This window comes from Roseovarius sp. CAU 1744, assembly GCF_039839345.1.
Lineage (GTDB): Bacteria > Pseudomonadota > Alphaproteobacteria > Rhodobacterales > Rhodobacteraceae > Roseovarius.
This window is the reverse complement of record NZ_JBDOQV010000002.1, coordinates 85,193-111,573: the sequence shown is the minus strand read 5'-3', so window position 1 is coordinate 111,573 and position 26,381 is coordinate 85,193. Positions and strand designations below refer to the sequence as shown.

The 26,381-nt window shown below is 63.5% G+C and carries 25 protein-coding genes; 7 read left to right on the top strand and 18 right to left on the bottom strand.

What is annotated here, in order from left to right; translation table 11 throughout:
- Positions 1–43 precede the first annotated feature (43 nt).
- Complete coding sequence (locus tag AAFO92_RS04465) at positions 44–424, bottom strand: hypothetical protein (RefSeq protein ID WP_347533461.1); 381 nt, start codon at positions 422–424, stop codon at positions 44–46.
- Between the two features lie 171 nt (positions 425–595).
- Here AAFO92_RS04465 and AAFO92_RS04460 point away from each other — a divergent pair, with 171 nt between their 5' ends.
- Entirely contained in the window at positions 596–730 is a 135-nt protein-coding gene (locus AAFO92_RS04460) for a hypothetical protein (RefSeq protein ID WP_347533460.1), read from the top strand.
- A gap of 6 nt (positions 731–736) precedes the next feature.
- Here AAFO92_RS04460 and AAFO92_RS04455 read toward each other — a convergent pair whose 3' ends face one another.
- From AAFO92_RS04455 to yajC, 9 genes are all read right to left on the bottom strand, one after another.
- On the bottom strand, positions 737–1,306 hold the full coding sequence (locus tag AAFO92_RS04455) for a DsbE family thiol:disulfide interchange protein (protein WP_347533459.1): 570 nt from the start codon (positions 1,304–1,306) through the stop codon (positions 737–739).
- The gene (gene ccmD / locus AAFO92_RS04450; protein WP_347533458.1) at positions 1,296–1,454 is read right to left on the bottom strand and encodes a heme exporter protein CcmD; all 159 of its coding nucleotides are present in this window, start codon (positions 1,452–1,454) and stop codon (positions 1,296–1,298) included. Before ccmD ends, AAFO92_RS04455 begins: the two co-directional genes overlap by 11 nt.
- On the bottom strand, positions 1,451–2,197 hold the full coding sequence (locus AAFO92_RS04445) for a heme ABC transporter permease (RefSeq protein ID WP_347533457.1): 747 nt from the start codon (positions 2,195–2,197) through the stop codon (positions 1,451–1,453). Before AAFO92_RS04445 ends, ccmD begins: the two co-directional genes overlap by 4 nt.
- Positions 2,198–2,213: 16 nt before the next feature.
- The gene (gene ccmB / locus AAFO92_RS04440; protein WP_347533456.1) at positions 2,214–2,870 is read right to left on the bottom strand and encodes a heme exporter protein CcmB; all 657 of its coding nucleotides are present in this window, start codon (positions 2,868–2,870) and stop codon (positions 2,214–2,216) included.
- Entirely contained in the window at positions 2,867–3,484 is a 618-nt protein-coding gene (gene ccmA / locus AAFO92_RS04435; protein ID WP_347533455.1) for a heme ABC exporter ATP-binding protein CcmA, read from the bottom strand. The genes ccmB and ccmA overlap by 4 nt, the downstream gene beginning before the upstream one ends.
- Before the next feature lie 65 nt (positions 3,485–3,549).
- Positions 3,550–3,903 carry an Mth938-like domain-containing protein gene (locus tag AAFO92_RS04430; RefSeq protein ID WP_347533454.1) on the bottom strand — a complete coding sequence of 118 codons (354 nt, stop codon included), beginning with the start codon at positions 3,901–3,903 and terminating at the stop codon, positions 3,550–3,552.
- A gap of 11 nt (positions 3,904–3,914) precedes the next feature.
- Positions 3,915–4,667 carry a sulfite exporter TauE/SafE family protein gene (locus AAFO92_RS04425; RefSeq protein WP_347533453.1) on the bottom strand — a complete coding sequence of 251 codons (753 nt, stop codon included), beginning with the start codon at positions 4,665–4,667 and terminating at the stop codon, positions 3,915–3,917.
- A complete protein-coding gene (gene secD, locus AAFO92_RS04420; protein ID WP_347533452.1) occupies positions 4,660–7,293 on the bottom strand; it encodes a protein translocase subunit SecD in 2,634 nt (877 codons plus the stop codon). The genes AAFO92_RS04425 and secD overlap by 8 nt, the downstream gene beginning before the upstream one ends.
- Positions 7,294–7,332: 39 nt before the next feature.
- Entirely contained in the window at positions 7,333–7,614 is a 282-nt protein-coding gene (yajC, locus tag AAFO92_RS04415) for a preprotein translocase subunit YajC (RefSeq protein WP_347533451.1), read from the bottom strand.
- Positions 7,615–7,826: 212 nt separating this feature from the next.
- On the opposite strand from yajC, the gene AAFO92_RS04410 reads away from it, so the two are divergent.
- Together AAFO92_RS04410 and serS are read left to right on the top strand one after the other, a co-directional pair.
- Positions 7,827–9,281, top strand: a complete 1,455-nt coding sequence (locus AAFO92_RS04410) for a pentapeptide repeat-containing protein (protein ID WP_347533450.1) — start codon at positions 7,827–7,829, stop codon at positions 9,279–9,281.
- 121 nt (positions 9,282–9,402) lie between these two features.
- Complete coding sequence (gene serS, locus AAFO92_RS04405; RefSeq protein ID WP_347533449.1) at positions 9,403–10,695, top strand: serine--tRNA ligase; 1,293 nt, start codon at positions 9,403–9,405, stop codon at positions 10,693–10,695.
- A 31-nt stretch (positions 10,696–10,726) separates the two neighbouring features.
- Here serS and AAFO92_RS04400 read toward each other — a convergent pair whose 3' ends face one another.
- On the bottom strand, positions 10,727–11,335 hold the full coding sequence (locus tag AAFO92_RS04400; RefSeq protein ID WP_347533448.1) for a TetR/AcrR family transcriptional regulator: 609 nt from the start codon (positions 11,333–11,335) through the stop codon (positions 10,727–10,729).
- Between the two features lie 119 nt (positions 11,336–11,454).
- Between AAFO92_RS04400 and AAFO92_RS04395 the strand changes: the two genes are divergently transcribed.
- Positions 11,455–12,195: an SDR family oxidoreductase gene (locus AAFO92_RS04395; RefSeq protein ID WP_347533447.1), complete on the top strand. Its 741-nt coding sequence runs from the start codon at positions 11,455–11,457 to the stop codon at positions 12,193–12,195.
- Positions 12,196–12,249: 54 nt separating this feature from the next.
- Here the strand turns inward: AAFO92_RS04395 and der are convergent, their stop codons facing one another.
- From der to AAFO92_RS04380, 3 genes are all read right to left on the bottom strand, one after another.
- Complete coding sequence (der, locus tag AAFO92_RS04390) at positions 12,250–13,704, bottom strand: ribosome biogenesis GTPase Der (protein WP_347533446.1); 1,455 nt, start codon at positions 13,702–13,704, stop codon at positions 12,250–12,252.
- A 51-nt stretch (positions 13,705–13,755) separates the two neighbouring features.
- Entirely contained in the window at positions 13,756–15,081 is a 1,326-nt protein-coding gene (locus tag AAFO92_RS04385; RefSeq protein WP_347533856.1) for a PQQ-binding-like beta-propeller repeat protein, read from the bottom strand.
- A gap of 67 nt (positions 15,082–15,148) precedes the next feature.
- Entirely contained in the window at positions 15,149–15,826 is a 678-nt protein-coding gene (locus AAFO92_RS04380) for a tetratricopeptide repeat protein (protein ID WP_347533445.1), read from the bottom strand.
- A gap of 229 nt (positions 15,827–16,055) precedes the next feature.
- Here AAFO92_RS04380 and AAFO92_RS04375 point away from each other — a divergent pair, with 229 nt between their 5' ends.
- A complete protein-coding gene (locus AAFO92_RS04375) occupies positions 16,056–17,279 on the top strand; it encodes an efflux RND transporter periplasmic adaptor subunit (protein WP_347533444.1) in 1,224 nt (407 codons plus the stop codon).
- Complete coding sequence (locus AAFO92_RS04370) at positions 17,276–21,028, top strand: efflux RND transporter permease subunit (RefSeq protein WP_347533443.1); 3,753 nt, start codon at positions 17,276–17,278, stop codon at positions 21,026–21,028. Before AAFO92_RS04375 ends, AAFO92_RS04370 begins: the two co-directional genes overlap by 4 nt.
- Positions 21,029–21,042: 14 nt before the next feature.
- Here AAFO92_RS04370 and AAFO92_RS04365 read toward each other — a convergent pair whose 3' ends face one another.
- From AAFO92_RS04365 to AAFO92_RS04355, 3 genes are all read right to left on the bottom strand, one after another.
- Positions 21,043–21,270 carry a hypothetical protein gene (locus AAFO92_RS04365; protein ID WP_347533442.1) on the bottom strand — a complete coding sequence of 76 codons (228 nt, stop codon included), beginning with the start codon at positions 21,268–21,270 and terminating at the stop codon, positions 21,043–21,045.
- 192 nt (positions 21,271–21,462) lie between these two features.
- Positions 21,463–23,289, bottom strand: a complete 1,827-nt coding sequence (locus tag AAFO92_RS04360; RefSeq protein ID WP_347533441.1) for an ABC transporter ATP-binding protein/permease — start codon at positions 23,287–23,289, stop codon at positions 21,463–21,465.
- A 69-nt stretch (positions 23,290–23,358) separates the two neighbouring features.
- Positions 23,359–24,537, bottom strand: a complete 1,179-nt coding sequence (locus tag AAFO92_RS04355) for a LysM peptidoglycan-binding domain-containing protein (RefSeq protein ID WP_347533440.1) — start codon at positions 24,535–24,537, stop codon at positions 23,359–23,361.
- 105 nt (positions 24,538–24,642) lie between these two features.
- On the opposite strand from AAFO92_RS04355, the gene AAFO92_RS04350 reads away from it, so the two are divergent.
- Positions 24,643–25,200, top strand: coding sequence for a TIGR00730 family Rossman fold protein (locus AAFO92_RS04350; protein ID WP_347533439.1), 558 nt, complete (start codon positions 24,643–24,645; stop codon positions 25,198–25,200).
- Positions 25,201–25,286: 86 nt separating this feature from the next.
- On the opposite strand, the gene ribA is transcribed toward AAFO92_RS04350, so the two are convergent.
- Positions 25,287–26,378 carry a GTP cyclohydrolase II gene (gene ribA, locus AAFO92_RS04345; RefSeq protein ID WP_347533438.1) on the bottom strand — a complete coding sequence of 364 codons (1,092 nt, stop codon included), beginning with the start codon at positions 26,376–26,378 and terminating at the stop codon, positions 25,287–25,289.
- Between the last annotated feature and the right edge of the window lie 3 nt (positions 26,379–26,381).

Genomic DNA, 26,381 nt, shown 5'->3' with positions numbered 1-26,381 from the left:
GGCTTTTTAAGTGAACATCTGCGCCCTGCCCGGTCCGTCCGCGCTACGGGCGCTTTGTTTCGCGCCAGAGGGCAACGGCGATCAGCCCCCACCCCATCAGCCCCTTGCCGTGGTTCGACAGGCTGGCTGTATCGGTGAATGTCAGCAGCGACAGCACGTTACTCAAGCCAGGTGGTGTCTTGACCACGTTCTGCCATGGCAGCCCGTCGAAAAGGGTCATGTAGTAGACGTAGTAGATCTGCGGAGAGCACCAGAGGAAGATCCAGAAGGCCGATAGCGCCACACCGGCCCGCAGCGCCCGCGACCGTCCGCGCCCAAGGCGCCTCACCAGCCATGCCAGCCCGAGCGCCAACGCGCCCGACAGCATCAGCAACCCGACACGCCCCACCTGGCCGAGCGTCAGAAATGAATCCCCCTCATACATCAGACATCGCAGTCAAACCTCGTTCAAATGCGCGGGTGTCAGCCTCCCTGACCGCGTTCCGGCATGTCTTTGCCTATGACGCTTTTGTGAGCCAATTGCGCCGATCCAAACCTTTGATCAGCGCCCGAAACCCCCATGTCGTGTCAGAGCACAACGATAAAGAGCAGAAAAATGCGCACGACACTCATAGTCCTTCAGGCCATCGCCCTATCCCTCTTTGCGGTTCTGGGCGCGCAGGGCGACACGGCGGATGCCGCGAAATGCCCCGTCAACACAGCCATCGCCGATCGGAATTGCGGCGACTAGGCCCGCTCAGCGGGCGGCCTCGATCGCCGGTCTGATCGTGGCCTCCAGCGCACGCTGCGTGATCGGCCCGGCAAACCGCAAAACGATGTTGCCGTCACCGTCGATCACATAGGTTTCGGGCACGCCGTAGACACCCCAATTCAGCGCCATGCGGCCGCTCTCATCCGCTCCGATAGCGGCGTAGGGATCGCCCAGCTCTTGCAGAAACCCCAGGGCCTGGGCGGGCTTGTCCTTGTAATTCGCGCCGTAGATGGTGATGCCCTCTTCGGCCAGCGCTTCGAGATTGGGATGCTCGGCCCGGCAGGGCCCGCACCAGCTGGCCCAGTAATTGACCAGTTTCACGCTGCCATCGCGCAGATCCGCGTCGGTGAAGGGCTGCCCGTTGCCAAGCTGGACTAAATTAACCGAGGGCGCAGTCTTTCCCTCCAACACCGATGGTATCGTGTTGTTGGTCTCTCCACGTGAAGTCGTCAGATTATCTTGGTACATTTTGAATCCGAACAAACCAAAAAACACCCCAGCAGCAACGACGGGGATTAACAAAAAATAGTTAAAGCCTGCTTCTCTACTTTCCATTTTTCATTTTCTCTTCAACGTCCTGCAGTTGTTTCTTCACCTGGGCGGCGCGGATCATGCTAAGCGCCACGAGGCCCAGGATCAGCACGATCGACACGCCATAGGCCGAAAGCACCGTCGCGGCGTATTTTCCCAGTTCGGGCATCATCCCATCCTTTCGCGGGCCAGCAGTGCGCGCGTCCGGCGGGCGCGTATCTCGGTGCGGGTGCGCAACAGGACCAGGGCGACAAAAAGCAACACGAACCCGGCGATGCAAATCAAAAGCGGGTGATAAAAGACATCGGCCACGTTTTCCTCCTTGTCGAGGCTCAGCGACGCGCCCTGATGCAGCCCCTGGTTCCAGAAATTCACCGCGTAGCGGCTGAGCAGCGCGAAAACCGACCCCACCAGGCACAGAACGCTGGTCAGATCGGCGGCGGTATCGTCATTTTCGACCGCTGCCCACAGCGCGATGTAGCCCAGATAGAACAGGAACAGGATCAGGAAAGAGGTCAGGCGCGGATCCCAGGCCCACCAGGTGCCCCACATCGGCTGGCCCCAGATTGCGCCGGTCAGCAGGGCAATCAGCGTCATCACCATCCCCACCGGCGCCGCCGCCCGCGCCGCCAGCGCGCTGACATGGTGCCGGCGGACCAGCCAGATCAGCGAGGCCACCAGCATCATCAGCCAGGCATTGATCGCCATCAGGGCGCTTGGCACATGCAGGTAGATGATCTTGACGGTCGATCCCTGCCGGTAATCATCCGGCGTGAAGAAGAACCCCCAGACCAGCCCTACCAGCAGCGCCAGGGCCGCCAGCATCGACAGCCCCGGCAGCACCCTGTCGGTGGTCTGGATGAATTTCTTGGGGTTGGCATATTCCCAGATCGACCTCACCGGGTTTCCTTCCATTGATCGTGGGCCCGTTTCACCGCAGGTTGACCCTGAGCGCCGCGGCCGAGGCAAAGGGCAGCAGGGCGATGGTAGCACAGGTAATCCCTGCCAACATTGCCATTGGCACGCCAATGTCCAGCCCCGCGACACCACGCCGCGCCATTTCCGCCCCGAAGATCAGCGTCGGCACATAAAGCGGAAGCACCAGCAGGCTCAGCAACAGCCCGCCGCGTTTCAGGCCCACGGTCAGGGCCGCCCCGAAAGTGCCGATCACGCTGAGCGCCGGCGTGCCCAGTACCAGCGAGAGGATCAGCGGTTTGAACCCGGCGGCGGGCAGGTTCAGCAGCAGGCCAAAGAGCGGCGACGCCAGAACCAGCGGCAGACCGGTTGTCAGCCAGTGGGCCAGCGCCTTGACGCTGACGATCGCCTCCATCGGCAGGGGCGCGGTGGCCAGCAGGTCCAGGCTGCCATCTTCCCAGTCCAGGGCAAAGATCCGGTCAAGTGACAGCAGGCAGGCCAGAAGCGCCCCCAGCCACAGGATGCCCGGCGCAATTGCGGCCAGCAGCGTGGCCTGCGGCCCCACCCCGAACGGCACCAGCGTCACCACGATCAGGAAAAACGCGAGCCCCAGGCCAAATCCGCCCCCGGCGCGCATCGCCAGTTTTAGGTCGCGGATCAGCAGCGCGATCACAGGAACACCCCGTCGAAATCCTCGGGCGCTGGCGCCTTGGCGCGATAGGCGGCAATGTCGAGGATATCGGCCTCCTCAAGCCCCAGGTCGATATGCGTGGCCATCAGCGCCGAACCGCCCGCGCCCAGATGCGCCCGGACGGCACGGGCGAACATCGCAACCGCCTGGCTGTCAAGCGATACGGTCGGCTCGTCCAGCACCCAGACCGGCCGCCCCGTGACCAGCAGCCGCGCCAGTCCGAGCCGACGCTTTTGCCCCGCCGACAGCTCACCCGCCGGCCGCGCCGCAAGCGCGCCCAGGTCAAAGGCATTCAAGGCGTCCGAGATATCCCTCTTGCCAAATACCTGCGCCCAGAACACCAGGTTCTCGGCAACACTCAGCGTGGGTTTCAGCCCGTCCGCATGGCCGGCATAGACAAGGCAGTCCGGCGTGGCCTCGACCCGGCCGGAAAGGGGCGGCTGCAGCCCCGCAACGGTGCGCAGCAGCGTGGTCTTGCCAATCCCGTTCGGCCCACGCAGGACCAGCGCCTGACCCGCCTCAAGCGCAAAGGAAACCCCGTCGAGCACCCGGACGCCGCCACGGGCCACGGAAAGATCGGAAACACGTATCCCCATGCCCCGTCCTTAGCCTAATCGCAAACGGGGGAAAAGCGCGATAACCCCACCCCGGCAGGCGCGGATCAGACCGGCAACAGCGCGGCGGCCACGCGCCGGCCTTCGGACAGAAGGACATTGAAGGTGCGGCAGGCCGCGGGTGAATTCATCGCCTCGATCCCCACGCCCGCAGCCTCCAGCCCGCTGCGCAGCTCCGCCGGGACATGCGCGGTGTCGGCCCCGGTGCCGACAAAGACCACGTCGATGTCTTCCGCCAGCGCCAGCAAGGTCTCGGCATCCTCATATCCGCCCCAGGATCGCGCGCCCGACGCGGTGACGCAGACCGGCCCCTCGAAGACCTGCCCGCCGACGCGGAAAAACCCGGGGCCGTAGCCATCAATTGGCGTGGCCTGCGAAAAGGTGATCTCGTTCAGCTGCATCCTGTCCGTTCCTAAGCCCAAAGCGGCAAACCGCTGACCACGGCAAGGGCGATCACACCATAGGCCACCCAACGATAGAGTTTCTCATGCCTGGGATCAAACAATGCCTGGCCGATCATCGTGGTGGTGAAATAGGGCACCGCCAGCGTCACGGCCAGGGCGACCTCGTCCCAGCCGACCGCGCCGCCGAAAATCAGGTTGCCCACGATCGCGATGTCCAGCGCCGCCAGGAACAGGATCGTGTTGGCCCTGACCCGCTGCGCCACCGCCTGCCCCGCCAGGTAAAACAGGATCACCACGGGCCCGGTCAGACCGGTCATGCCGCCGATGACCCCTGCCGCCGCGCCGATGGCCAGCAACCCGGGCAGGTTCACCTGCCCCGAAAACCGCCAGCCCGCCACCAGCACGGCCAGGGTGCCGCCGGCGATGACGGCGACGCACCAGCGCACGGTGGTTTCGTCCAGCACGTTCATGATCCACAGGCCCAGTGGCACGGTGACGATGGCCGCCAGCGCCAGCAGGCCCACCTCGGCCCGTGCCGCCTGCCGCCAGGCCCGCGGGATCAGCGCCGCCATGCTGGCGACCCCGGTCATCGTCATCAGCGCGATCACCGTTTCCGGCGGCAGGAAGATACCCGCCACCGGCACAAAGATCAGCGCCGTACCAAACCCGGAGAAGCCGCGCACGATCCCGGCGATGCTGATCACCAGAATCAGCCAGAACAGGCCGGGCGTGGCCCAGACCTGCGCCAGGATGTCAGGCATCTACATTGGCGAACTGGTTGCCGGCATTGGCGTCCGGCTTGCTCCAGTCACGTTTGACGCCCAGCCACAGCAGGATCGAGCTGGCCACGAAAACCGATGAATAGGTCCCCACGATCACGCCCCAGATCATCGCAAAGACGAAGCCCCGGATCACGTCGCCGCCCAGCACGTAAAGCGCCAGCAGCGCCAGGAGCGTCGTGACCGAGGTCATGATCGTCCGGCTGAGGGTCTCGTTGATCGAGATGTTCAGCACCTCCGACAGCGGCTTTTTCTTGTATTTGCGCAGGTTCTCGCGCACCCGGTCAAAGACCACCACCGTGTCGTTCAGCGAATAGCCGACGATGGTCAGCAGTGCCGCGATGATCGCCAGGTCGAACTGGATCTGCAATTCCGAGAAAATGCCGATGGTCAGCACCACGTCATGAACCAGCGCCGCCACCGCGCCCACGGCAAACTGCCATTCGAAGCGCAGCCAGATATAGATCAGCACCGCGGTGATCGCGAGGGTGACGGCAATGATCGCCGCCGTGATCAACTCGCCCGAGACCTTGGGGCCGACACTTTCGACCGCGGTGAATTTCAGGTCTGCGATGGCCGCCTGCAACGTGTCCTCGATCTGCAGGATCACGTCGTTGGATACGCTTTCCTCGCCTTCCTGCGCCTGCACCTTGATCATGGCGACATTTTCATCCGGGCCGAAGGTCGGATCGAACACCTCGGTGATCGACACATCGCCCAGATCAAGCTGCCCGATGGCGTCGCGGTATTGGCCCACATCGACCGGCTGCGTACTTTCGGTCCGGATGGTGGTGCCGCCGCGGAAATCGATGCCGAAATTCAACCCCTGGAAGGCGAAGGAAGCGAAGGAGATCACGATCAGCACCGCCGAGATGCCCAGCGAGACCCGCCAGCGGCGGAAGAAATCCCAATTGGTTTCCTTGGGCACCAGCCGCAGCGCACGGCCCTGCAGCACCGTCTTGGGGCGCTTGCGCTCGTACCAGATCACCACCATCAGCCGGGTCACGAAGATCGCCGTGAAGACCGAGGTGATGATGCCCAGCCCCAGGGTGATGGCAAAGCCGCGCACCGGACCCGATCCCATCGCATAGAGGATCAGCGCGGTGATGAAGGTGGTGATGTTGGCGTCGGTGATGGCGCTCAGCGCCTTTTCATAACCCAGCTCGATGGCGCGGGCCGGGCCCTTGGCGGTCTTGATCTCCTCTCGGATCCGCTCGAAGACCAGCACGTTGGCGTCAACCGCCATCCCGATGGTCAGCACAATGCCGGCGATCCCGGGCAGTGTCAGCGTGGCCCCGATCAGGCTGAGCAGGCCAAAGATCAGGCCCACGTTGACGATGAGCGCGATATTGGCAAAAATCCCGAACGTGCCATAGCTGAGGAACATGAAGACCAGCACCAGCGCGAAGGCCACGATACAGGCAATCTTGCCCGCCTCGATACTGTCCGCACCCAGTTCCGGCCCGATGGTCCGCTCTTCGAGGAATTTAAGCCCCGCCGGCAGCGCACCGGCGCGCAGCAGCACCGCCAGATTGGTCGATTCCTCGACGGTGAACCGCCCGGTGATGATGCCGGATCCGCCGGGAATATGGCTCTGGATCACCGGCGCGCTGATCACCTCGCCATCCAGCACGATGGCAAAGGGATTGCCGATATTCTCGGCGGTGTAATCGCCGAATTTGCGCGCGCCTGTCGGGTTGAACCGGAACGAGACCGCCGGACGGCCGTTCTGGTCGAAATCCGGTTGCGCGTCGACCAGCTCCTCGCCGGTCACGACAGCGGCTTTTTCGAGGATGTAGAACGTTCCCTCCTCGTCCAGCGAGGGCAGGATTTCATTGCTGGCGCCCGGATTCTCATTCTCGTTGGTCGTGCGGCTGACCACGGGTTGAAAGGTCAGCTGCGCTGTGGTGCCGATGATTTCCTTCAACTCCGCCGCGCTGCCCACGCCCGGCACCTGGATCAGGATCCGGTCGGCACCCTGCCGCTGGATCGTCGGTTCACGGGTGCCGACCTCGTCGATCCGGCGGCGGATGATTTCCAGCGCCTGGCGCACGGTGCGCTCATCGGTGGCCAGTTGCTCGGCCTCGCTGAGGCGCACGACCACCTCGTCGCCCTCGGTGGTGACGTCGATATCGCTGGCGCCCACGCCAGTCAGCGTGGTGACCGGGCGGGCAAGGCCGCGCACAAGCGCGGCGGCCTCTTCGACCTGGTCGGGGTTTTCAACCAGCCGGACGCGCAGTTCAGCCGCCTCGGTAGGCTGCAGCCGGATCGGCCCGATGGTGGCACGTTCCTCGCGCAGCAGATCACGCACCTCGGGCCACATCCCCTCGACCCGGGCCTGGTAGACATCCGCCACCTGCACCTCGGCCAACAGATGCGCGCCGCCCCGCAGATCAAGCCCCAGATTGACCAGCCCCGAGGGCATCCAGCCGGGCCAAAGCGCAATGTCCTGCGCCAGGTTGGCGTCATCCTGCCCGGCCTCGAACGCCGCGACGGCGTCGTTATGGGTTTCGACGCGGGTATAGAATCCGTTTGGCAGGGCCAGCAGCAGGCCAAGCGCGACAAGGCCCCAGATCAGAACGCGTTTCCACAGGTCGATTTGAAGCATTTCCGTGCCTTTTCAGCGAGTTGTGATGCGGATTGAAACTCAGCTATCGGCCGGTTCGGTTTTCGACAGAACCTGCGCGATGGTCGACCGAACCAGGCGCACCTTGACGCCCGTGGCGATCTCGACCTCGACCTCATCCGCGTCCTTCACCCGGGTGATCTTGCCGATCAGCCCGCCTTGGGTGATCACCTGGTCGCCCTTGCGTACCGCATCGACCATTGCCTTGTGTTCCTTGATCTTTTTCTGCTGCGGCCGGATCAGCAGGAACCACATGATGGCAAAAATCAGAATCAGGGGAATGAATTGTCCAAGCCCGTCCATGGGATGATTTCCTTCTTGTCAGAGGGCGGGGACGCCCCCGCGAATTTTGACGGAACCTATGGCCGGAACCACCCATTTGCAAGGCGAGAAACCTTGTATGGCCGACGTATGGCTTTGGTATGGCTTTCGGCCATACGCTCATGAGAATTGGCACCGCAGCCAATTCGCGGTTAGGTTGCCGAAAGAGGCAGATTTCGGGCAAGGCATTTTCAATGAGCACAAACAACAAAACTGACCTGCTGGACTGGTTGGGGCTTCGGCGGCGGCCAGAATATAGCAAAGCCCGCTGGCTGGGTCCGATTATCAGCGGCGCAGTCATAGTGATCATTTTAATGCTCGTAGTGCCCACGGCGCTGGAATTTTTTAAGGCGGTAACCGGCATCGACCAATTTGACGATGACGCGGACCAAAGTGCGGCCATTCGAAACACAGGACTCGTTCTGGCTGCCGTCATCGGTGTGCCCTTCGTCGTCTGGCGATCCGTCGTCGCCCAGAAACAGGTAGATGTCGCCGAACAGGGCCACATCACCGACCGGATCAACAAGGCGGTAGAGGGGCTCGGGGCGACAAAGCTCACCAAGACTGTTTACGAAACGCCGCGCTATCAAAAAAAGGCTGGAGAATGGATTCGCGACGATGACGGCAATCCTGTTCCCGCCTTGCGCCCCGATGGTCAGGAGATCATCGAGCGCGAAGTTATTGAGACGTCAGAACCCAATTTGGAAGTGCGCATTGGCGCGATCTACGCGCTGGAACGGATCGCGCAGGACAGCGACCGGGACCATATACAGATCATGGAGATTCTCTGCGCCTATATTCGCGGAAACGCACCGGCACATCTGTCAGTAATAGTCCCCACCGATTGGGATAACTTTGTAGGTTTCTTAAGGCAATTCGCTGAAATAACTCCAGGTGCTTTCGTAGACCTGAATACTGCTGTAAAAATTGCAATCAATAGAGCAGTGACACCGCGACCAGACATCCAAGTAGCAATTGATGTAATTGGCAGAAGAACTCAAGAACAAATTGAAATTGAGCGGAACTACAAAAAAGAACCAAGCCACATTGGCTATAGACTCAATCTAATGGATTGCAATCTGCAGGGCATCGAAATGCTACAGGGCAACTTTGACTTTGCTTTATTCGAGAACTCCCATCTTGAGTTTTGCGGAATGAGGTGCGGGAGCTTTGAGAGTGCGTCATTTAACGGCGCAAGATTACAGGGCGCGCAAGCACAAGAAGCAAAATTCGGCGGAGCTTTCCTAAGGCAATCTAACTTGATAGCTGCTGATTTCAGTAAATCTGAATTCTCCTCACCGAGAACTACCATCCTACATCTGTGCCAAACAAACGAGAGTATCTTCTCAGGCTGTCTAGTCGAGAATGCGCGGATTTTGTTTCTTTCTGGAAATGTACCGCCGTTACTGGATTTCGCTGCGTTTCGGAATCTTAGTCTCTCTAAATCGGGGGTGTCTACCGATATGATCCAAAAATCTTTTGCGGACGCTTCGGTTACTTTGCCGAATGGGAATGGGCCGGATCATCCAGACTGGCCGTCTCACTGGCCAAAATTTGACCTCGGTTTCGATTTCTATAGCGAATGGCGCAAGTGGCAGGCGGATCCGGAGGGGTATGTGCCGCCGGAGCCTCCGGACGATCCGGGGTGAGCCGCGCCGGGGATGGTGGGTTGGCACCCACCCTACGCGACGGGGAATGCAGCCCTACACCCTGCCGGAAAACTGGGGCATAACACCTCTGCGACTCAAATGATTCAAAGGACGCCCCAAGATGCATGACATCCGCGCCATCCGCGAAAACCCTGCCGCCTTCGATGCCGCCATGGCCCGTCGCGGGGTTGAGGCACCGTCGGGCGAGATTTTGCAGATCGACGAGGCGCGGCGGTCGCATATCCACGCGGCGGAAACCGCGCAGGCTGACCAGAACAGGGCCAGCAAGGAAGTGGGCGCCGCCAAGGCCAAGGGCGACGAGGCCGAGTTTGAACGGCTGCGCGGCCTCGTGGCCGAGAAAAAGGCCGAGGTCGCCGCCATGCAGGCCGAGGCCAAGAAGCTGGACGGGCAACTGACCGAATTGCTGATGGGCCTGCCGAACCTGGCCTATGACGACACGCCCGACGGCGCGGACGAAGACGATAACGTCGAAATCCACCGCTGGGGCACGCCCAGGACATTCGATTTCACGCCGAAAGAGCATTACGATATCGAGGGCGTGAAGCCGGGCATGGATTTCGAGGTGGCCGCCAAGCTGAGCGGGGCGCGCTTTGTGGTCATGTCCGGGGCCGTGGCGCGCATTCACCGGGCGCTGGCGCAATTCATGCTGAACACGCATATCGACGAAAACGGGCTGACCGAGACCTGGACGCCGGTGCTGGTACGCCCCGAGATGATGTTTGGCACCGGGCAATTGCCGAAATTCGGCGAGGACAGCTATGAGACCACCAATGGCTGGTGGCTGGTGCCGACCGCCGAGGTGACGCTGACCAATATCGTGAACGGCCTGACGGTCGAGGAAAGCTACCTGCCGCGCCGCTACGTGGCGCATACCCAGTGCTTCCGCTCCGAGGCTGGCAGCGCGGGCAAGGACACGGCGGGGATGCTGCGCCAGCACCAGTTCGAAAAGGTCGAGATGGTCAGCGTGACCCACCCGGACAAGTCCCGCGAAGAGCTGGACCGGATGACCGGCTGTGCCCAGGGCATCCTGGAGAAGCTGGGCCTGCCCTACCGCACCGTGGTGCTGTGCACCGGCGACATGGGGTTTGGCGCGCGGCGCACCCACGACATCGAGGTCTGGCTGCCCGGGCAGGACAAGTATCGCGAGATCAGTTCGGTCTCGGTCTGCGGCGATTTCCAGGCGCGGCGGATGAACGCGCGGTTCAAGTCCAAGGATGGCGGCAAGCCGCAATTCCTGCACACGCTCAATGGTTCTGGCCTGGCCGTGGGCCGTTGCCTGATCGCGGTGCTGGAAAACGGCCAGCAGGCCGATGGCTCGGTCGCTCTGCCCGAGGTGCTGCACCCCTATCTGGGCGGCAACACCAGCCTGGGGGCGGACGGCGAGCTGCGCTGAGTCTTTCCCCGGCCTTTGCCGGCGGCGCGGGTTATGCCGGCGCCATAGGCGCGGGTGGCAATACCGTCATTGCGGTGTCGATATAGCGACACAGTTCCGGGAAATCGCTGCCGCTGCTGGCCAGGGCGCCGAGCGCCAGCGCCTGGGCCGAGAAAAACGCCGACAATGCGTCAGGATCGGCATCCTGACCCAGCTCTCCTGCGGCTGCTGCGCGGTGAAACCGCTCTGACAGGGCGCGGTTGCGTCTTTCATTCAGCTGGCGGCCAAGCGCCGCGATTTCCGAGGGTTTGTCCGAGTTTTCCACCAGCGTGTTGGTCAGGAAACACCCGCAAGGCGTACCCGCGTCGGTGACGGACCGGGCCACCGCCAGCAGAAATTCCCGCAACGCGTGTTCTAGCGGACCGGCGGAGGCGGCAAGTTCGGCGACCGACACGCCGAATACATTGATATACCGGTCAAGCGCCTTGGCGTACAACGCCTCCTTGTTTCCGAAGCAATTGTAGAGACCTGGCTTGGCCATGCCGGTTTCGGCGGTGATATCGTTCATCGACGTCGCCTCGAACCCGTTTTTCCAAAACAATTTCATCGCCCTGTCGAGCACCGTGTCGATATCGGTTTTCCGGGGCCTGCCGCGGGTCATCGTCGCTCTCTCAGAATAAAGGTACCAATCGGTATTTAAACCTCTTGACTTCACCCGGCAAGCCCGCATTTAAATACCACTCGGTACTATTTTTAATCCCCTGAAAGGAAGTCAGAAAAATGAGCAAGATCGAAGGAAACGTGGCCCTCGTCACCGGTGCGAACCGCGGCATCGGCAAGGCCTTTGTCGAGGAGTTGCTGAACGCCGGCATCGCCAAGGTCTATGCGGCGGCCCGCAACCCCGACAGCCTGGCTGATCTGGTCAAGGCCGGTGCCGGGCGCGTCGTTCCGGTGACGCTGGATGTCACCGACGCGGCGGCAAGCGAAGCCCTGGCAAAGGCCCATCCCGATGTGGGGATCTTGATCAACAATGCCGGTGTCGCAAGCTATGCCGGGATCCTGTCGACCAGCGACACGGCCCCTGCCCGGCACGAGATGGAAACAAACTATTTCGGCGTCATCAACACGATACGGGCGTTTTCCGACGTACTGGCCGGAAATGGCGGCGGCATTATCATCAACATTGCCTCGATCGCCGCGCACGTGAATTTCCCGGTTCTCGGCTCTTACAGCGCGTCAAAGGCCGCGGTTCATTCCCTGACCCAATGCGTCCGGGCGGAACTGGCGGCACAGAAGACACTGGTCGTCGGCGTCTATCCCGGCCCGGTTGATACCGAACTGGCTGAATCGTTCCCGCTGGACAAGACCGCCCCGAACGATGTGGCCCGGCAGGTGCTGGAATCGGTCGATGACGGGCAGGAAGACATCTTTCCCGATCCGGCCGCTGTCCAGATGTTCCAGGGGCTACGTGCCGATCCCAAGGCGGTCGAAAAGGAAGCCGGGCAGATGCTGCCGGCCTAATCGCCGCGCCTGAAATCAAGCGGGTCCGCGCGGCACATGGCGGCGCGGGCCGGTTCAGTCACGCGGCGGCTTTCCCAGGTGTTTGCGCAGGCGTGACGGCGTCGATTTCTTCTTGGCCTTGTAGGGGTTCTTGTCGGACTGGCTGCGCATGTGCAGGCGGATGGGGGTGCCGGGCATGTCGAAGTCCTCGCGCAACCCGTTGACCAGGTAGCGCGAATAGCTGTCGGGCAGCTTGTCGGGATGCGAGCACATCACCACGAATCCCGGCGGCCTCGTCTTGGCCTGGGTCATGTAGCGCAGCTTGATGCGTTTGCCGCCTGGTGCGGGGGGCGGGTGTTGTTCCAGCATGCCGGTCAGCCAGCGGTTCAGCTGCGCGGTCGTGACCCGGCGGTTCCAGACCTCGTTGGCCTTTTCCACCGCCGCGCGCAACCGGTCGAGCCCCTTGCCCGTTTTCGCCGAGACCGTCACCAGAGGCGCGCCGCGAAGCTGCGGCAGAAGGCGTTCGAACGCCTCGCGCAGATCGCGCAGTTTCTGCTGCTTCTCCGGCTCCACGTCCCATTTGTTGACCGCCACCACCACCGCGCGGCCCTCGCGCTCGGCCAGGTCGGCGATGCGCAGATCCTGCTGCTCGAACGGGATCGCAGCATCCAGCAGGACCACCACCACCTCGGCGAACTTGACCGCGCGCAGCCCGTCCCCGACCGACAGCTTTTCGAGCTTGTCCTGCACCTTGGCCTTCTTGCGCATCCCGGCGGTGTCGAAGATGCGCACCGGCATCCCGTCCCAGTCAAGCTGCAGGGAAATCGCATCGCGGGTGATCCCGGCCTCGGGGCCGGTCAGCAGGCGATCCTCGCCCAGTATCTTGTTGATAAGGGTTGATTTTCCGGCGTTCGGGCGCCCCACCACAGCCACCTGCAGGGGTCGTGCCTTGGTCGGGACGCGGATACCGCCATCGCCATCCTCATCCAGCGCCACATCGGTTTCAGGGGCCTCGGCGCGGGCGCGCTCCTCGTACCTGTCGGCCAGCGGCATCAGCTGCGCATAGAGGTCGTTCAGCCCCTCGCCATGCTCGGCCGACAGGCGAATGGGCTCGCCCAGTCCCAGGCCATAGGCCTCGATCACCCCGGCATCCGCCGCCGCCCCTTCGGCCTTGTTGGCGGCCAGGATCACATGCTCGGATCGTTTGCGCAGTATATCGGTGAACATCTCGTCCGTGGGGGTCACCCCGGCACGGGCATCAATCATGAAGAGGCACACATCCGCCATGTCCACCGCCCGTTCGGTCAGCTTGCGCATCCGGCCCTGCAGTGATTCATCCGTGGCCTCTTCAAGCCCGGCGGTGTCGACCACTGTAAAGCGCAGATCGCCCAGGCGCGCCTCGCCCTCGCGCAGGTCACGCGTCACGCCGGGCTGGTCATCGACCAGCGCCAGGCGCTTACCGACAAGGCGGTTGAACAGCGTGGATTTGCCCACGTTCGGGCGTCCCACGATGGCAAGGGTGAAACTCATGACCTAGAGGCTCCGGCAAGGATCAGGCCGCCCTGTTACAGCATTCAACGCCTAACGGAAAGCGGCCAATTGCCCCTTGGTCGTCACGACATAGAGCGTGCGCCCGGCCACTACCGGGTTGGTGGTGGCGCCACCCGGCATCGACACACTCCGCCGCAGCGCGCCCGAGGCCGGATCAAACAGTCTCAGTTGCCCGTCGCTGGAGGCCACGATCAGGTTGCCACCGGCAATGATCGGCCCGTGATGGGCAAAGATCTCGGCCTGGCGCCGCGGGCGGTCCTTGGTAAAGAACGGCAGTTCCTCGCCCCAGATCTTGGTGCCGTCCTCGGCGCTGAGCCGCATCAGCTCGTTCCGGTCGGATATCATGAACACGGAATCGCCCGCCGGCCAGACCGGATTGAGCGCACCGTCGCGCGCGGTCCAGATGCGTTTGCCATTGCCGATATTCATCGCCACCGTGCGGCCGGAATGGCTACCGACATAAAGCCTGTCACCGTCGACGACCGGATCGCCGGTGATGTCGCCGATCCGCGCGGCGGCATAGCCGGGGCGCTGCCCCGCCACCTGCGCATCCCACAGACGCAGCCCCCCCTTGCGGAACGCCCCCTGCAATTCACCCGAGCCGAAGGCGAAAATCGCGTATTTTTCGGTGATCGCCGGGGCCGGGCCGCCCAGTACGTTGTTGATGTCGGGGGTTGCCGACAATTGCCAGCGAATGCGCCCTTCCTTGGTATCAAGCGCCCAGGCGATCTCGTCCCCGGCCACCAGATAGACCAGATCGCCAACAACCGTTGGCGCGCCCGACCCGGTTGCGCGCAGGTTCTGCTGCCATAGCTGCGCGCCGGTTGCCGCATCAAGCGCCGTCATCAGTCCGAACCCGGACGACACGTATAGCGCGCCGTTGGCATAGGCGAGGCCGCCGCCGGTGGCATCCTTGGCGGAATCATTGGCGGGCACCAGATCGGTTGACCACAGCACCTGGCCGCTGGTGGACACGGCGGTTACCCGCGCCTCGGCGTCCAGGGTATAGATCCGGCCATCCCCCACCACCGGATCGGCGGTGATGCGATTCTTCTTGCCGTCACCGGCGCCGATCGAAACCGACCAGGCCAGCGCGGGCGCGGCGGAAAGCGCCGGATGCGCCGTGCGCGTCGCCGGTGTGCTGATGCTCTGGGTCCAGTTGGCATTCGCGGTCGCCGGCGGCAGCGACAGCGGCAAATTGCGGTTCTGGGCGACCTCTGCGGCCGGCAGCTCGGCCGGGTCGGCGATCACGTCGCGAATGGCCTCGCGCTTGCCCGGCAGGATCGGCTCTTTCTTGGTACAGGCTGCAAGGGCAACGGCGCCCGCAAGCGCCAGCAAGATACCATTTTGTTTCAACACGTTACGCCCCCACTTGTCCCCTGTTTCCATTGCGTCCGGCCACCTGGCGGCGCAATGACAGCGTCTATTCGTTCGCCGGTTCCCCCGAAGGATTGCCCGGCATTTCACCACCAAGTGCCACAATCACCTGCGACGCGCGCGTGCGCAAGCCTGTCGTGGCTTCGGCATCGACAACAAGCTGCTGCAACCGTTCGATCGCAGCCCCCGTGTCGCCCAGTTCGACCTCGATCATCGCCAGCTGCTCCTCGGCCAGCAGACGCGCAACCCCGCTGCCGAGGGCAAGGCCCTCCATCCGGTTGCGGCGTTCATCAATCGACAGGCCTGAGCCGGGAATGCTGACCGCCTTGAGCATGGCGATCTGGCGGTAGACAGTGTCGATCCCTTCGCGATCCGCCAACGCCAGAAGGCGTTCTGCCGCCTCGGCGGGCGCATCGGCAGAGAGTTCCCCCGCGGCCAGAAGGTCAATCATCGCCTGGCTTGCATCACCGGGCGCCTCGACATCGCTAAGTGCAGCGACACGCATCCCCCCGTCGGGGGCCGAAAGCGCCGCCAGCATGTCGTCGCCAAAGGCTTCTGCCGACGCGCGCGCCTGCGCCTTGGTCCATTCGTTCCAAGCCGCGCCGCCGACAATCGCGATCACCGCCAGGACGGCGATCCAGCCATAGCGCCGCATCGCCTTGAACAGGCGGTCCCGGCGCACTTCTTCGGTGACCTCATCAATAAAACTGTCGGTATCGCTCACGCTGCTTGCCTCTTTGACATTCCGACCCCTCTTACCCTGTCGATCAGGCCCTGCCAAGAGGCCCAGGTTGTGACCGCAATGCACCACCTTGCAGGGGGGACACGAAAAGTTTAAATTGAACCGGATAGTTTAGTGTATAGGCCAATTGAAACTTCTGCCCGGGACTACATCTCTTTACGAGTGGTAGTCTTTCAAGACCCGTGCGCAATGGAACTTAGAAGGCTTTGAGATGCGATTTTTCCCGATTCTGGTGGCCGTTCTGGTATCCGCGCTGATCTATGTGTTCATCTTTCAGCGTGATGCACTGACCACCCAGGATGAACAGGCTGCGCAGGATACCGCCGACGCTGGGACCGCCAGCGGCGACGACAGCAATGCCGACGGGATCGGCGTGGTTGCCATACGTTCCGTCGCCCGCACGATCGACAGCGCCGTGGTGCTGCGCGGCCAGACCGAAGCCGACCGGCAGGTGGTGCTGCGCGCCGAAACCTCTGGACAGGTAATTTCGGACCCGCTGCGCAAGGGCGCGTTCGTGGAAAAAGGTCAGCTTCTGTGCCGGCTTGACCCCGCCGCGCGCGAGGCGACGCTGGCCGAGGCCCGCGCCCGCCTGCAAGAGGCCAGATCACGCATCCCCGAGGCGCAGGCGCGCCTGGACGAGGCCATCGCGCGCCTGGAGGAGGCCCGGATCAACGATAATGCCGCCGCCCGCCTGTCCGAGGGTGGCTTCGCCTCGGAAACGCGCGTGGCCGCGACCAAGGCCGCCGTCAGCGCCGCAATGGCCGGGGTGGAAACGGCACGCTCGGGCCTTGAAAGCACGCAATCGGGCATCCAGTCCGCCGAGGCCGCCGTGGCGGCGGCCGACACCGAGATCGCGCGCCTGTCGATCAAGGCACCTTTCGCCGGGTTGCTGGAATCCGACACGGCCGAACTGGGCAGCTTGCTGCAGCCGGGCGATCTCTGTGCCACTGTGCTGCAGCTCGATCCGGTGATTCTGGTCGGTTTCGTCCCCGAGACCGAGGTGAACCGTGTCGACCTGGGCGCGCCCGCCAACGGCCGCCTGGCCACGGGTGACAAGATCCAGGGCGAAGTGACCTTCCTGTCACGCGCGGCCGATCCCGAAACCCGCACCTTCCGCGTGGAAATCGAGGTACCGAACCCGGACCTGATCCTGCGCGACGGTCAGACTGCCGAGATCGTGATCGCTGCCGACGGTACCAGCGCGCACCTGCTGCCGCAATCGGCGCTGACGTTGAACGATCACGGGGATCTTGGCGTGCGCCTCGTGACCGAGGAGTTGACCGCGAAATTCACCCCCGTGACCCTGCTGCGCGACACGATCAACGGCGTCTGGCTGGCCGGTTTGCCCGAGCGCGCCGATGTCATCATAATCGGCCAGGAATTTGTCTCTGACGGGGTACGCGTAGCGCCCGCCTACCAGGAGATCGGTCAATGACGGGTCTTGTCGATTGGGCCGCCGCCCGCGCGCGGATGGTCATCGCGTTTATCGTGCTGTCGCTGCTGGCCGGCGGCCTGGCCTATACCGGCCTGCCGAAAGAGGGCGAGCCGGACATTGAAATCCCCGCCCTCTTCGTCTCGGTCCCCTTCCCCGGCATTTCCGCCGAGGACAGTGAAAAGCTGCTGGTCAAGGTCATGGAGACCGAGCTCAGTGACCTCGACGGGCTGAAGAAGATGTCAGGCACCGCGGCCGAGAACTATGCCGGCGTGGCGCTGGAGTTCGAATTCGGCTGGGACAAGACCAAGATCATGGCCGACGTGCGCGACGCCATGAGCACGGCCGAGGCGGATTTCCCCGAAGGGGCCGAGCGATACACGATCAACGAGATCAATTTCAGCGAATTCCCGATCATCATCGTCAACCTTTCGGGCGCCGTGCCGGAACGTACGATGGCGCGCCTGGCCAAGGATCTGCAGGACCGGCTGGAATCGCTGGAGCCGGTGCTGGAGGCCGGGATTGCCGGCAACCGCGACGAGATGGTCGAAGTGGTGATCGATCCGCTGCGGTTGGAGGCCTATAACGTCACCGCGATCGAGCTGATCAACGTGGTGCGCAACAACAACCAGCTGATCGCGGCGGGCGAGGTGGAAACCGAACAGGGCACATTCGCGGTCAAGATCCCCTCGTCATTCGACGAGGCCCGCGACATCTATGACCTGCCGGTCAAGACCAATGGAGACCGCGTGGTGACGCTGGGTGATCTGGCGACGATAAACCTGACCTTCGAGGATCGCCTTGGCACCGCGCGTTTCAACGGTGAAAACACCGTGGCCCTGCAGGTGGTCAAGCGCAAGGGTTACAACGTGATCGACACCGCCCAGCTGGTGCGCGACACCGTGGCCGCGGCGGAAAAGACCTGGCCGGCCGAGCTGCAGGCGGCGGTCAATGTCGGCACGTCGAACGACCAGTCGCGGATCATCGCCTCGATGGTCCGGCAGCTCGAAGGGTCGGTCCTGACGGCGATTGCGCTGGTGATGATCGTGATGCTGGCGACGCTGGGCATCCGTCCCTCGCTGCTGGTGGGTTTCGCGATTCCCACCTCTTTCCTTCTGTGTTTCGCGCTTCTGGCACTGATGGGTGTGGCGGTGTCGAACATGGTGATGTTCGGGCTGATCCTGGCCGTGGGCATGCTGGTGGATGGCGCCATCGTGGTGGTGGAATACGCCGACAAGCGCATCCGCGAAGGATCGGGGCCGATGCACGCCTATGTCGAGGCCGCCAAGCGCATGTTCTGGCCCATCGTCAGTTCCACCGCGACCACGCTCTGCGCCTTTCTGCCGATGCTGTTCTGGCCCGGTGTGCCGGGGCAGTTCATGCGGATGCTGCCGGTGACGCTGATTTTCGTTCTGTCGGCCTCGCTGCTGGTGGCGCTGGTCTATCTGCCGGTGGTGGGCGGGGTGACCGGGCGGACCGAGCGCTGGTTCAACGAGCGTATCGAGCAAATCGCCGGGGCCAAGTGGTATTGGCACCTGCTGCTGTTTCCGCTGGCGATTGTCGCGGGGCTGGGCGCCTCCAGCGTCGTGCCGGTGCTGCTAGAGGCGGTGGGCGGACAGTTCGCCGCCATGGACGGCACCCGCATCCTGGGATCGGTGGTGCCGGCGCTGATCCTCAGCTTTGCCCTGCTGGTCTGCGTTTCGGCCTTCGCGGCGGCCGGGCTTGCCGCGGTCGTCGCCACGCTTCTGGGTCTGCTGGCCCTTGTCCGGCGCGGCCGCAACCTGATCAGCCGGCTGCGTGAACGCTACTTCCCGCACCATCGCGATCGCGTCAAGGCCGGGTACCGGCGCACGCCCTTCGGCTGGTTCATCCACCTGATCGCCGCCAACCCGATCGCGCCGCTTCTGTCCTTCTGCGCGATCTTCGTGCTGGTCGGGTCGGTCATGATGTATTTTATCAACAACAACCGCGGCGTCGAATTCTTCGTCGACAGCCAGCCCGAAAACGCGCTGGTCTATGTCAAGGCGCGCGGCAACCTGTCGCTCGATCAGAAAGACGCGCTGGTGGACCAGGCCGAAGAGATCGTGATGGCCCATCCCAATATCAAGAGCGCCTTTGCCTTCGCGGGTGACGGCGGGCTCAATAACAATACCGGCGGGGCCGAGGCGCCGCTGGATACCGTGGGCCAGATCCAGATCGAGCTTTATCCCTGGGAGGAACGCCCCACCGCCTATGAAACCTGGTTCACCATCCCGATCCTGGGCTACGAGGTTCAGCGACAGATCTCGAGCCCCGAGACCGACGGCAACAAGACCATTGATGAACTGACCGCCGCGCTGAAGAAAATCCCCGGCATCCAGATCGAGATCCTCGCGCTGGAACAGGGCCCAGCCTCGGCCAAGCCCGTGCATCTGCGGATCAAGGGCGATGACTGGAACACACTGACCGCCTTTACCGAGCAAGCCCGCGCCCAGTTCGACAAGACCTACGGGCTGAAACTGGTCGAGGATACCCTGCCCCTGCCCGGCATCGACTGGCAGATCGACGTCGATGTGGAAAAGGCCGGGCGCTATGGCGCGGATGTGGCCACCGTGGGCGCGATGGTGCAGCTGGTCACGCGCGGCATCCTGCTGGACACGATGCGGGTGGACAGCAGCGACGAGGAAATCGACATCCGCATCCGCCTGCCCGAGGAAGACCGCGTGCTGAGCACGCTGGATACGCTGAAACTACGCACCGACAAGGGGCTGGTGCCGCTGTCGAACTTCATCAGCCGCAAACCGGTCCCGCAACTGGCCCAGATCAACCGCGTCGACCAGACCCGTTACTTCGACGTGAAAGCAGGTATCGTTGACGGGCTGATGTCCACCACGAACGACGAGAACGGCAATCAGGTCGAGGTGCCGCTGACGGCGAATGAACGCATCGCGGAGCTGACCAAATGGCTCGATAGCGGTGTGCTGCCTGCCGGGCTGGAATATGAATGGACCGGCGATGCCGAGGACCAGGAGGAATCCGGGGCCTTCCTGCAACAGGCTTTCCTGGGCGCCTTGGGGCTGATGTTCATCATCCTGCTGGCGCAGTTCAACAGCGTCTACAACGCCATCCTCGTGCTGCTGGCGGTGGTGCTGTCAACCACCGGCGTGCTGATCGGGATGCTGGTGATGGATCAGCCATTCTCGATCATCATGACCGGCACCGGGATCGTGGCGCTGGCCGGGATCGTGGTGAACAACAATATCGTTCTTATTGACACCTATCAGGATTTCTCGCGCTACATGCCGCGGATCGAGGCCATCACCCGCACCGCCGAGGCGCGCATCCGCCCTGTCCTGCTGACCACGATCACGACGATGGCGGGCCTGGCACCGATGATGTTCGGCCTCAGCCTGAACTTCGTCGATGGCGGCTATACGTTCAACGCGCCGACCGCGCTCTGGTGGAAGCAACTGGCGACGGCGGTCGTGTTCGGGCTGGGCATCGCCACGGTGCTGACGCTGATCTTCACCCCGTCGATGCTGGCGCTCAGGATCTGGGCCGGGGTCTATGTGAAATGGGTGTCGAAAGGGCTGGCGAAACTATCGCTGGGCCGCGGCAGCCGGGTCGCGCGCGACTGGGCCCTGAACATCGAGGCCCGCCGCGTCAGGGCGCCCGAGATCATCTGGGATATCGACCCCGCACCTGACGCGGCGCCTCGGCCCGACAGGACCGACGAAAAACCGGCCGGCAAGCCGCTGCGCGCGGCGGAATGATCCCGCTTCTACGGTCAACTCAATCCGGCGGCTTCGACGGAAAACGGCCTTAGCTCGAACGCGCGCATCAGTTCGCCGAAAGGGCGGGCGCGCAACTGTACCCGTGATCCGACCTGAAGAGTGCGCCACAGCTTCGGAAAATCCTCACGGTAAGCCACGCATAGCGGCACCTCGCTGAGCACACACCAGATATGCGCAACCCTGCCACCCGGCGAGAAAAACAGAACGACACCTTCGATCATCCTACCTGCTCCAAAATATCGACGTCCCGGCTGGTTCATCCCCAACCGATGCCCGGCGGCCAATTCACCGGGATCACGAAATTAATGTGATGGCATTTGTCATGCCTGCTCCGGGGCCCACTCCTAAGGGGAAAAATTCGCGTGTCATGTCAGATCGCCCGATTTTCACCGGGTCCGCAGGATGACGTCGCGTTACTCTGCCGCCTCGCTGCGGACCCGCTCGCTGGCCTGACGCTCCCACAGGCTGGCGTAGCGGCCCTGCCGCGCCAGCAGCTCGGCATGGGTGCCTTGCTCGGCGATCCGGCCGTCTTCCAGCACCACGATCCGGCCGGCATCGGCCACCGTGCTCAGCCGGTGGGCGATGGTGATCACGGTGCGCCCCTGCCCGGCAAGCGACAGCGCCTCCTGAATGCCCTGCTCGGTTTCACTGTCAAGCGCGCTTGTCGCTTCGTCCAGCAGCAGAATGGGCGGGTTCTTGAGCAAGGTGCGGGCGATCCCCACGCGCTGCTTTTCACCACCCGAAAGCTTCAGGCCACGTTCCCCCACCAGCGTGTCATAGCCTTCGGGCAGACCGGCGATGAAGCCGTGGATCTGCGCGGCGCGCGCGGCGTCTTCGATCTGTTCCTGAGTGGCCCCGTCCAGCCCGTAGCCGATATTGTAGCCGATCGTGTCGTTGAACAGCACCGTGTCCTGCGGCACCACGCCGATGGCCGCGTGCAGGCTGGACTGGGTCACGTCGCGCACATCCTGCCCGTCGATCGTCAGCGCCCCGCCCTGCACGTCGTAGAACCGGAACAGAAGCCGCCCGATGGTGGACTTGCCCGAACCCGACGGCCCGACCACGGCAACGGTCTGCCCCGGGCGGACCGTCAGCGTGACCCCTTTCAGGATCGGGCGGTCGGCCTCGTAGCCGAAATGCACATCCCGCAGGCGCAGCTCTCCGCCCGTGACCTGCAACTGCCGGGCATCGGGCCGGTCCGTCACATCGGGGGCCTGTTCCAGCAGGTCGAACATCTCGCCCATATCCACCAGTGACTGACGGATCTCGCGATAGACCGTCCCGAGGAAATTCAGCGGCATGGTGATCTGGATCATGTAGGCATTGACCATGACGAAATCGCCCACGGTCAATGTACCCGCCTGCACGCCGATGGCCGCCATCACCATGACGATGACCAGCCCGCCGGTGATCAGGAAGGATTGCCCGAAATTCAGCAGCGCCAGCGAGTAGGAAGAATGCAGCGCCGCGTGTTCATAGCCCGCCATAGCGGCGTCATAGCGCGCGGCCTCGCGCCCCTCGGCGTTGAAATACTTGACGGTTTCGAAATTCAACAGGCTGTCGATCGCCTTCTGATTGGCATCGGTATCCTGGTCGTTCATCCGCTTGCGCAGTTTGACCCGCCATTCGGTCACCTTGAAGGTGAACAGCGTATAGGCCGCGATCACGGCCATCACCACGGCCACATAGCGGAAATCGAACAGCGTCCACAGCACTACCGCGATCATCAACAGCTCAAGGATCAGCGGCCCGATGGAGAAAAGCAGGAAACGCAGCAGGAATTCCACCCCCTTGACCCCGCGTTCGATGATCCGGCTCAGCCCGCCGGTCTTGCGGCTGATGTGATAGCGCAGCGACATCGCGTGGATATGGCGAAATGTCTTGAGCGCGAGCGCCCGCAGCGCCCGTTGCCCGACCCGGGCGAAAATCGCATCGCGCAACTGCTGGAAACCCACCACCGTCAGCCGGGCGACGCCATAGGCCACCGTCAGCCCGATCGCACCGAGCGCCAGCATCCAGGCGGCGGTTTCGCCCTCGCCCGCCAGCGCATCGACCGCCGCCTTGTAGAAAAGCGGCGTGCCGACCGCGACCAGCTTGGACAGGAACAGCGCCAGCAGGGCCAGTACCACGCGGCGTTTGACCCATCCCTGGCCCTCGGGCCACAGATACGGGGCCACCCGGCGGATGGTGCGCCACCCGTTCTTGGGCGCGTCGGTGGTGGTCAGGCTGGTTCGGCGCATCTGGACGTTCGTTCGGATATCATCGCCCAGACATAGGCCGCGAACCAGGTGATTGCCAGCCCCGCCGCCCTATTGGGGAATGGTAAAGACCTGACCGGGATAGATAAGATCGGGATCGCGGATGCGGTCCCTGTTGGCCTCGAAAACCCGGACATACAGGATACCTTCGCCGTAGGCCGCGCGCGAGATCGCCCACAGGGTCGACCCCTTGACCACGGTCACGGCGGTGATTTGGGTTTCCTGATCCTCCGATTGCAGTTCGGTCAGGACGATATCCCCCTCGCGCTTGAACGGCGTTTCGACGCGCGAGGTGACGTTGCCCTCGGCGTCCAGCTCGTCGATGCGCAGCGTATAGACACCGGTATCGACCTGGGGCAGGTCGGATTGCCAGTTTCCGTCTTCCGCGACCTGAGAGGTGGTGATCGGCGTATTGTCCAGATAGACCCTTACATGTCCGTCACCCTGCGCCCGGCCTGAAATCTGCACCTGCCCCTCGTCCGAATAGGCGATGGCGTCCAGCGCCACGGTCGACATCAGCGCCGGCCCGCCTTCCTCAGCGGGTTCGGGCGCCTGCAGGACGCGCACCCCGCTTTCGTCGCTCAGCAAGACGGTCTGCGCAGCGCCATCGGTTGCCGTGTCCTGCCCTGTGTCCTGCCCTGTGTCCTGCACGATTTCCTGCACTGCGCCCTGCCCCGTGTCCTGTCCGGTCTCGGCCGCACCGGCCCCGGTTTCCGGAAGCGTTTCGGCCATCTGGGTCGGCGACGGGGCGATGATGATCTCTTCGACCGAGGTAACGACCCTGTCGCCGTCGCGCATCGACAGGCTCAACACGCGCGGCTGATCGCTGGCAACGAGATCGACGAATTCGGCAAACTGGCCCCCCGCATCCGCATCCGCCATATGGATCGCCTCACCGTCCAGCAGGATCGATGTCTCCCACTCGGGGTGGGTCCGGCCCGAGATCAGCATCCGCCCCCCCGCATCCAGGCGGAAGGTGTCGATGGTCGGCGGGTTGGGCAACTCGGCGGCCGCAGGTGCCGCCGGTTCGGTGGTCGCGCCCGCGCTCTCGGCGGCATCGCCCGGCGGCGAGGCGGGCGCGGTCTGCCCGGCCGCGACGCTATCGGAATCGGGCGCTTTCTCAGGGGTCAGGAACCCGCCCAGATAGACGGACGCCACAGCGGCCATCACGACTGCCGCCGCCAGAAACCCCAGGGTTGCCCCTTGGGACAAGCCGTTGCCTTCGCTCATCTTTTCCCTTCCATGATCCGTGCCGGACGTCCTGCACGGTTGTCGGACGATAACAACAAGGGTATCACTGGTCAAAACAACGCTGCGCGAAACAGGGGGTATTTCATGGTAGCACGCTCAGTCTGTGTCTTTTGCGGCGCACGTTCGGGCGTGCAACCGATTTTCGAGGAAGAAGCCAGGGCGGTGGGCCAGATGCTGGCCGATCACGGCTGGCGGCTGGTTTACGGCGCCGGCGATGTCGGGCTGATGGGCGCCACCGCGCGTGCCGCCCAGGAGGCCGGCGGCAAGACCTTTGGCGTCATCCCGGAACATCTGATACAGGCCGAGGCCGGCAACCAGGATCCAAGCGAGCTGATCGTGACCGCCACGATGCACGAACGCAAGGAGCTGATGTTCAAGAATTCCAGCGCCATCGTCGTGCTGCCGGGCGGCGCGGGCACGCTGGACGAATTTTTCGAGGTGCTGACCTGGCGCCAGCTTGGCCTGCATGAAAAACCCATCTTCCTGCTGAATACCGAGGATTTCTGGCAACCCCTCATCCAGATGCTGGGGCATCTGATCGCCGAGGGTTTCGCCGAGGCATCGCTGTTGGACTATGTGCAGGTCGTGGCGTCCGTCAAGGAGCTGTCGGTCGACCTGCGCAAGGCGCTGAAACCGGCCTGAGCCTGCCCGGCCGGGTTTTCCTCCGGATCGCCCGCCCATTTCCAGCAGGACGGATCGTGTCGCCGGTTGACCCTATTCAGTGACAATTACAGCAAGTGTCCCGATTTTTTCGCCTTGGTGGCCAGATACGCGCGGTTATGTGCATTCTCGCCCACCTGTAGCGGCACGCGCTCGGACACGGCAACGCCGCAATCCTCCATCATCGCGATCTTGGAGGGGTTGTTGGTCAGCAGACGCACCTCGGAAAACCCCATCGACCTGAGGATATGGGCGCCGATGCGGAAATCGCGCTCATCATCCTCGAAACCCAGCCGGTGATTGGCATCGACCGTGTCGAACCCCTGATCCTGCAGGGAATAGGCGCGCATCTTGTTGGCCAGGCCGATGCCGCGCCCCTCCTGGTTGAGATACAGCAGCACGCCGGCGCCCTCGGCCCCCATCTGCGCCAGCGCGCCGCGCAGTTGCGGCCCGCAATCGCATTTCAGACTGCCCATCAGATCGCCCGTGAAACAGGCCGAATGCAGCCGCGCCAGAACCGGCCTGTCGCGCGTGGGCCTGCCGATCTCGATCGCGTAATGCTCTTCGCCACCATCCTCCGGGCGAAAAATGTGCAGCCGCCCCGCCTCGCTGACCTCCAGCGGCAGGCGCGCGCTGACGACAGGGTTCAGCGGGCTGGTCTCGTCCAGCAAGGATCCCGCCTGCGCCGCCTCCACGATGGTCAGCCCGTTGCGGACGGCAAAATCAGCCGCATCCGCCAGCGGCAGAACCAGTGCCGCGGGCAGCAGCCGCGCCGCCTTGATCAACCGCAATGCCAGCCGGTGCAGATCGGCCCCGCCGCCGCGCTGCGAAATCAGCGGGCCCTTCATCGGGGTCTTCAGGTCATCGGCCGGATCAGCCACCCCCAAGACCCAGGCCAGCGTGGCGTCGGGCGGCAACTCGACCCGCGCCAGATCACCGTCATAGGCGCGCGCCTTGAGCGTTTCGGCCCGCCGCGCGGTGATCGCCAGGACCGAGCCGCCGCCCAGTGCCCGCACATCCGCCAGCCTTTGCGCATCCAGCGTTTCCGCCGCCAGCACAAGCACCGCTTCGCCATCGCCGGACAATATGACAGGCACGCCCATCCGCAAATCGGCACGGGCGCGGGCAATGATTTCGGTCGTGTCAGGGGCCAGGCTCATAGG

What these genes read in the sequence shown, in the direction of transcription:
- AAFO92_RS04410 (WP_347533450.1), top strand. Translation starts at nt 7,827, where the DNA reads ATGAGCACAAACAACAAAACTGACCTGCTGGACTGGTTGGGGCTTCGG.
- AAFO92_RS04395 (WP_347533447.1), top strand. Translation starts at nt 11,455, where the DNA reads ATGAGCAAGATCGAAGGAAACGTGGCCCTCGTCACCGGTGCGAACCGC.
- ccmD (WP_347533458.1), bottom strand. Translation starts at nt 1,454, where the DNA reads ATGATGCCCGAACTGGGAAAATACGCCGCGACGGTGCTTTCGGCCTAT.
- AAFO92_RS04455 (WP_347533459.1), bottom strand. Translation starts at nt 1,306, where the DNA reads ATGGAAAGTAGAGAAGCAGGCTTTAACTATTTTTTGTTAATCCCCGTC.
- AAFO92_RS04360 (WP_347533441.1), bottom strand. Translation starts at nt 23,289, where the DNA reads ATGCGCCGAACCAGCCTGACCACCACCGACGCGCCCAAGAACGGGTGG.
- der (WP_347533446.1), bottom strand. Translation starts at nt 13,704, where the DNA reads ATGAGTTTCACCCTTGCCATCGTGGGACGCCCGAACGTGGGCAAATCC.
- AAFO92_RS04460 (WP_347533460.1), top strand. Translation starts at nt 596, where the DNA reads ATGCGCACGACACTCATAGTCCTTCAGGCCATCGCCCTATCCCTCTTT.
- AAFO92_RS04445 (WP_347533457.1), bottom strand. Translation starts at nt 2,197, where the DNA reads ATGGAAGGAAACCCGGTGAGGTCGATCTGGGAATATGCCAACCCCAAG.
- ccmA (WP_347533455.1), bottom strand. Translation starts at nt 3,484, where the DNA reads ATGGGGATACGTGTTTCCGATCTTTCCGTGGCCCGTGGCGGCGTCCGG.
- secD (WP_347533452.1), bottom strand. Translation starts at nt 7,293, where the DNA reads ATGCTTCAAATCGACCTGTGGAAACGCGTTCTGATCTGGGGCCTTGTC.
- AAFO92_RS04465 (WP_347533461.1), bottom strand. Translation starts at nt 424, where the DNA reads ATGTATGAGGGGGATTCATTTCTGACGCTCGGCCAGGTGGGGCGTGTC.
- AAFO92_RS04425 (WP_347533453.1), bottom strand. Translation starts at nt 4,667, where the DNA reads ATGCCTGACATCCTGGCGCAGGTCTGGGCCACGCCCGGCCTGTTCTGG.
- AAFO92_RS04400 (WP_347533448.1), bottom strand. Translation starts at nt 11,335, where the DNA reads ATGACCCGCGGCAGGCCCCGGAAAACCGATATCGACACGGTGCTCGAC.
- serS (WP_347533449.1), top strand. Translation starts at nt 9,403, where the DNA reads ATGCATGACATCCGCGCCATCCGCGAAAACCCTGCCGCCTTCGATGCC.
- AAFO92_RS04430 (WP_347533454.1), bottom strand. Translation starts at nt 3,903, where the DNA reads ATGCAGCTGAACGAGATCACCTTTTCGCAGGCCACGCCAATTGATGGC.
- AAFO92_RS04355 (WP_347533440.1), bottom strand. Translation starts at nt 24,537, where the DNA reads ATGAGCGAAGGCAACGGCTTGTCCCAAGGGGCAACCCTGGGGTTTCTG.
- AAFO92_RS04350 (WP_347533439.1), top strand. Translation starts at nt 24,643, where the DNA reads ATGGTAGCACGCTCAGTCTGTGTCTTTTGCGGCGCACGTTCGGGCGTG.
- yajC (WP_347533451.1), bottom strand. Translation starts at nt 7,614, where the DNA reads ATGGACGGGCTTGGACAATTCATTCCCCTGATTCTGATTTTTGCCATC.
- ribA (WP_347533438.1), bottom strand. Translation starts at nt 26,378, where the DNA reads ATGAGCCTGGCCCCTGACACGACCGAAATCATTGCCCGCGCCCGTGCC.
- AAFO92_RS04365 (WP_347533442.1), bottom strand. Translation starts at nt 21,270, where the DNA reads ATGATCGAAGGTGTCGTTCTGTTTTTCTCGCCGGGTGGCAGGGTTGCG.
- AAFO92_RS04375 (WP_347533444.1), top strand. Translation starts at nt 16,056, where the DNA reads ATGCGATTTTTCCCGATTCTGGTGGCCGTTCTGGTATCCGCGCTGATC.
- AAFO92_RS04370 (WP_347533443.1), top strand. Translation starts at nt 17,276, where the DNA reads ATGACGGGTCTTGTCGATTGGGCCGCCGCCCGCGCGCGGATGGTCATC.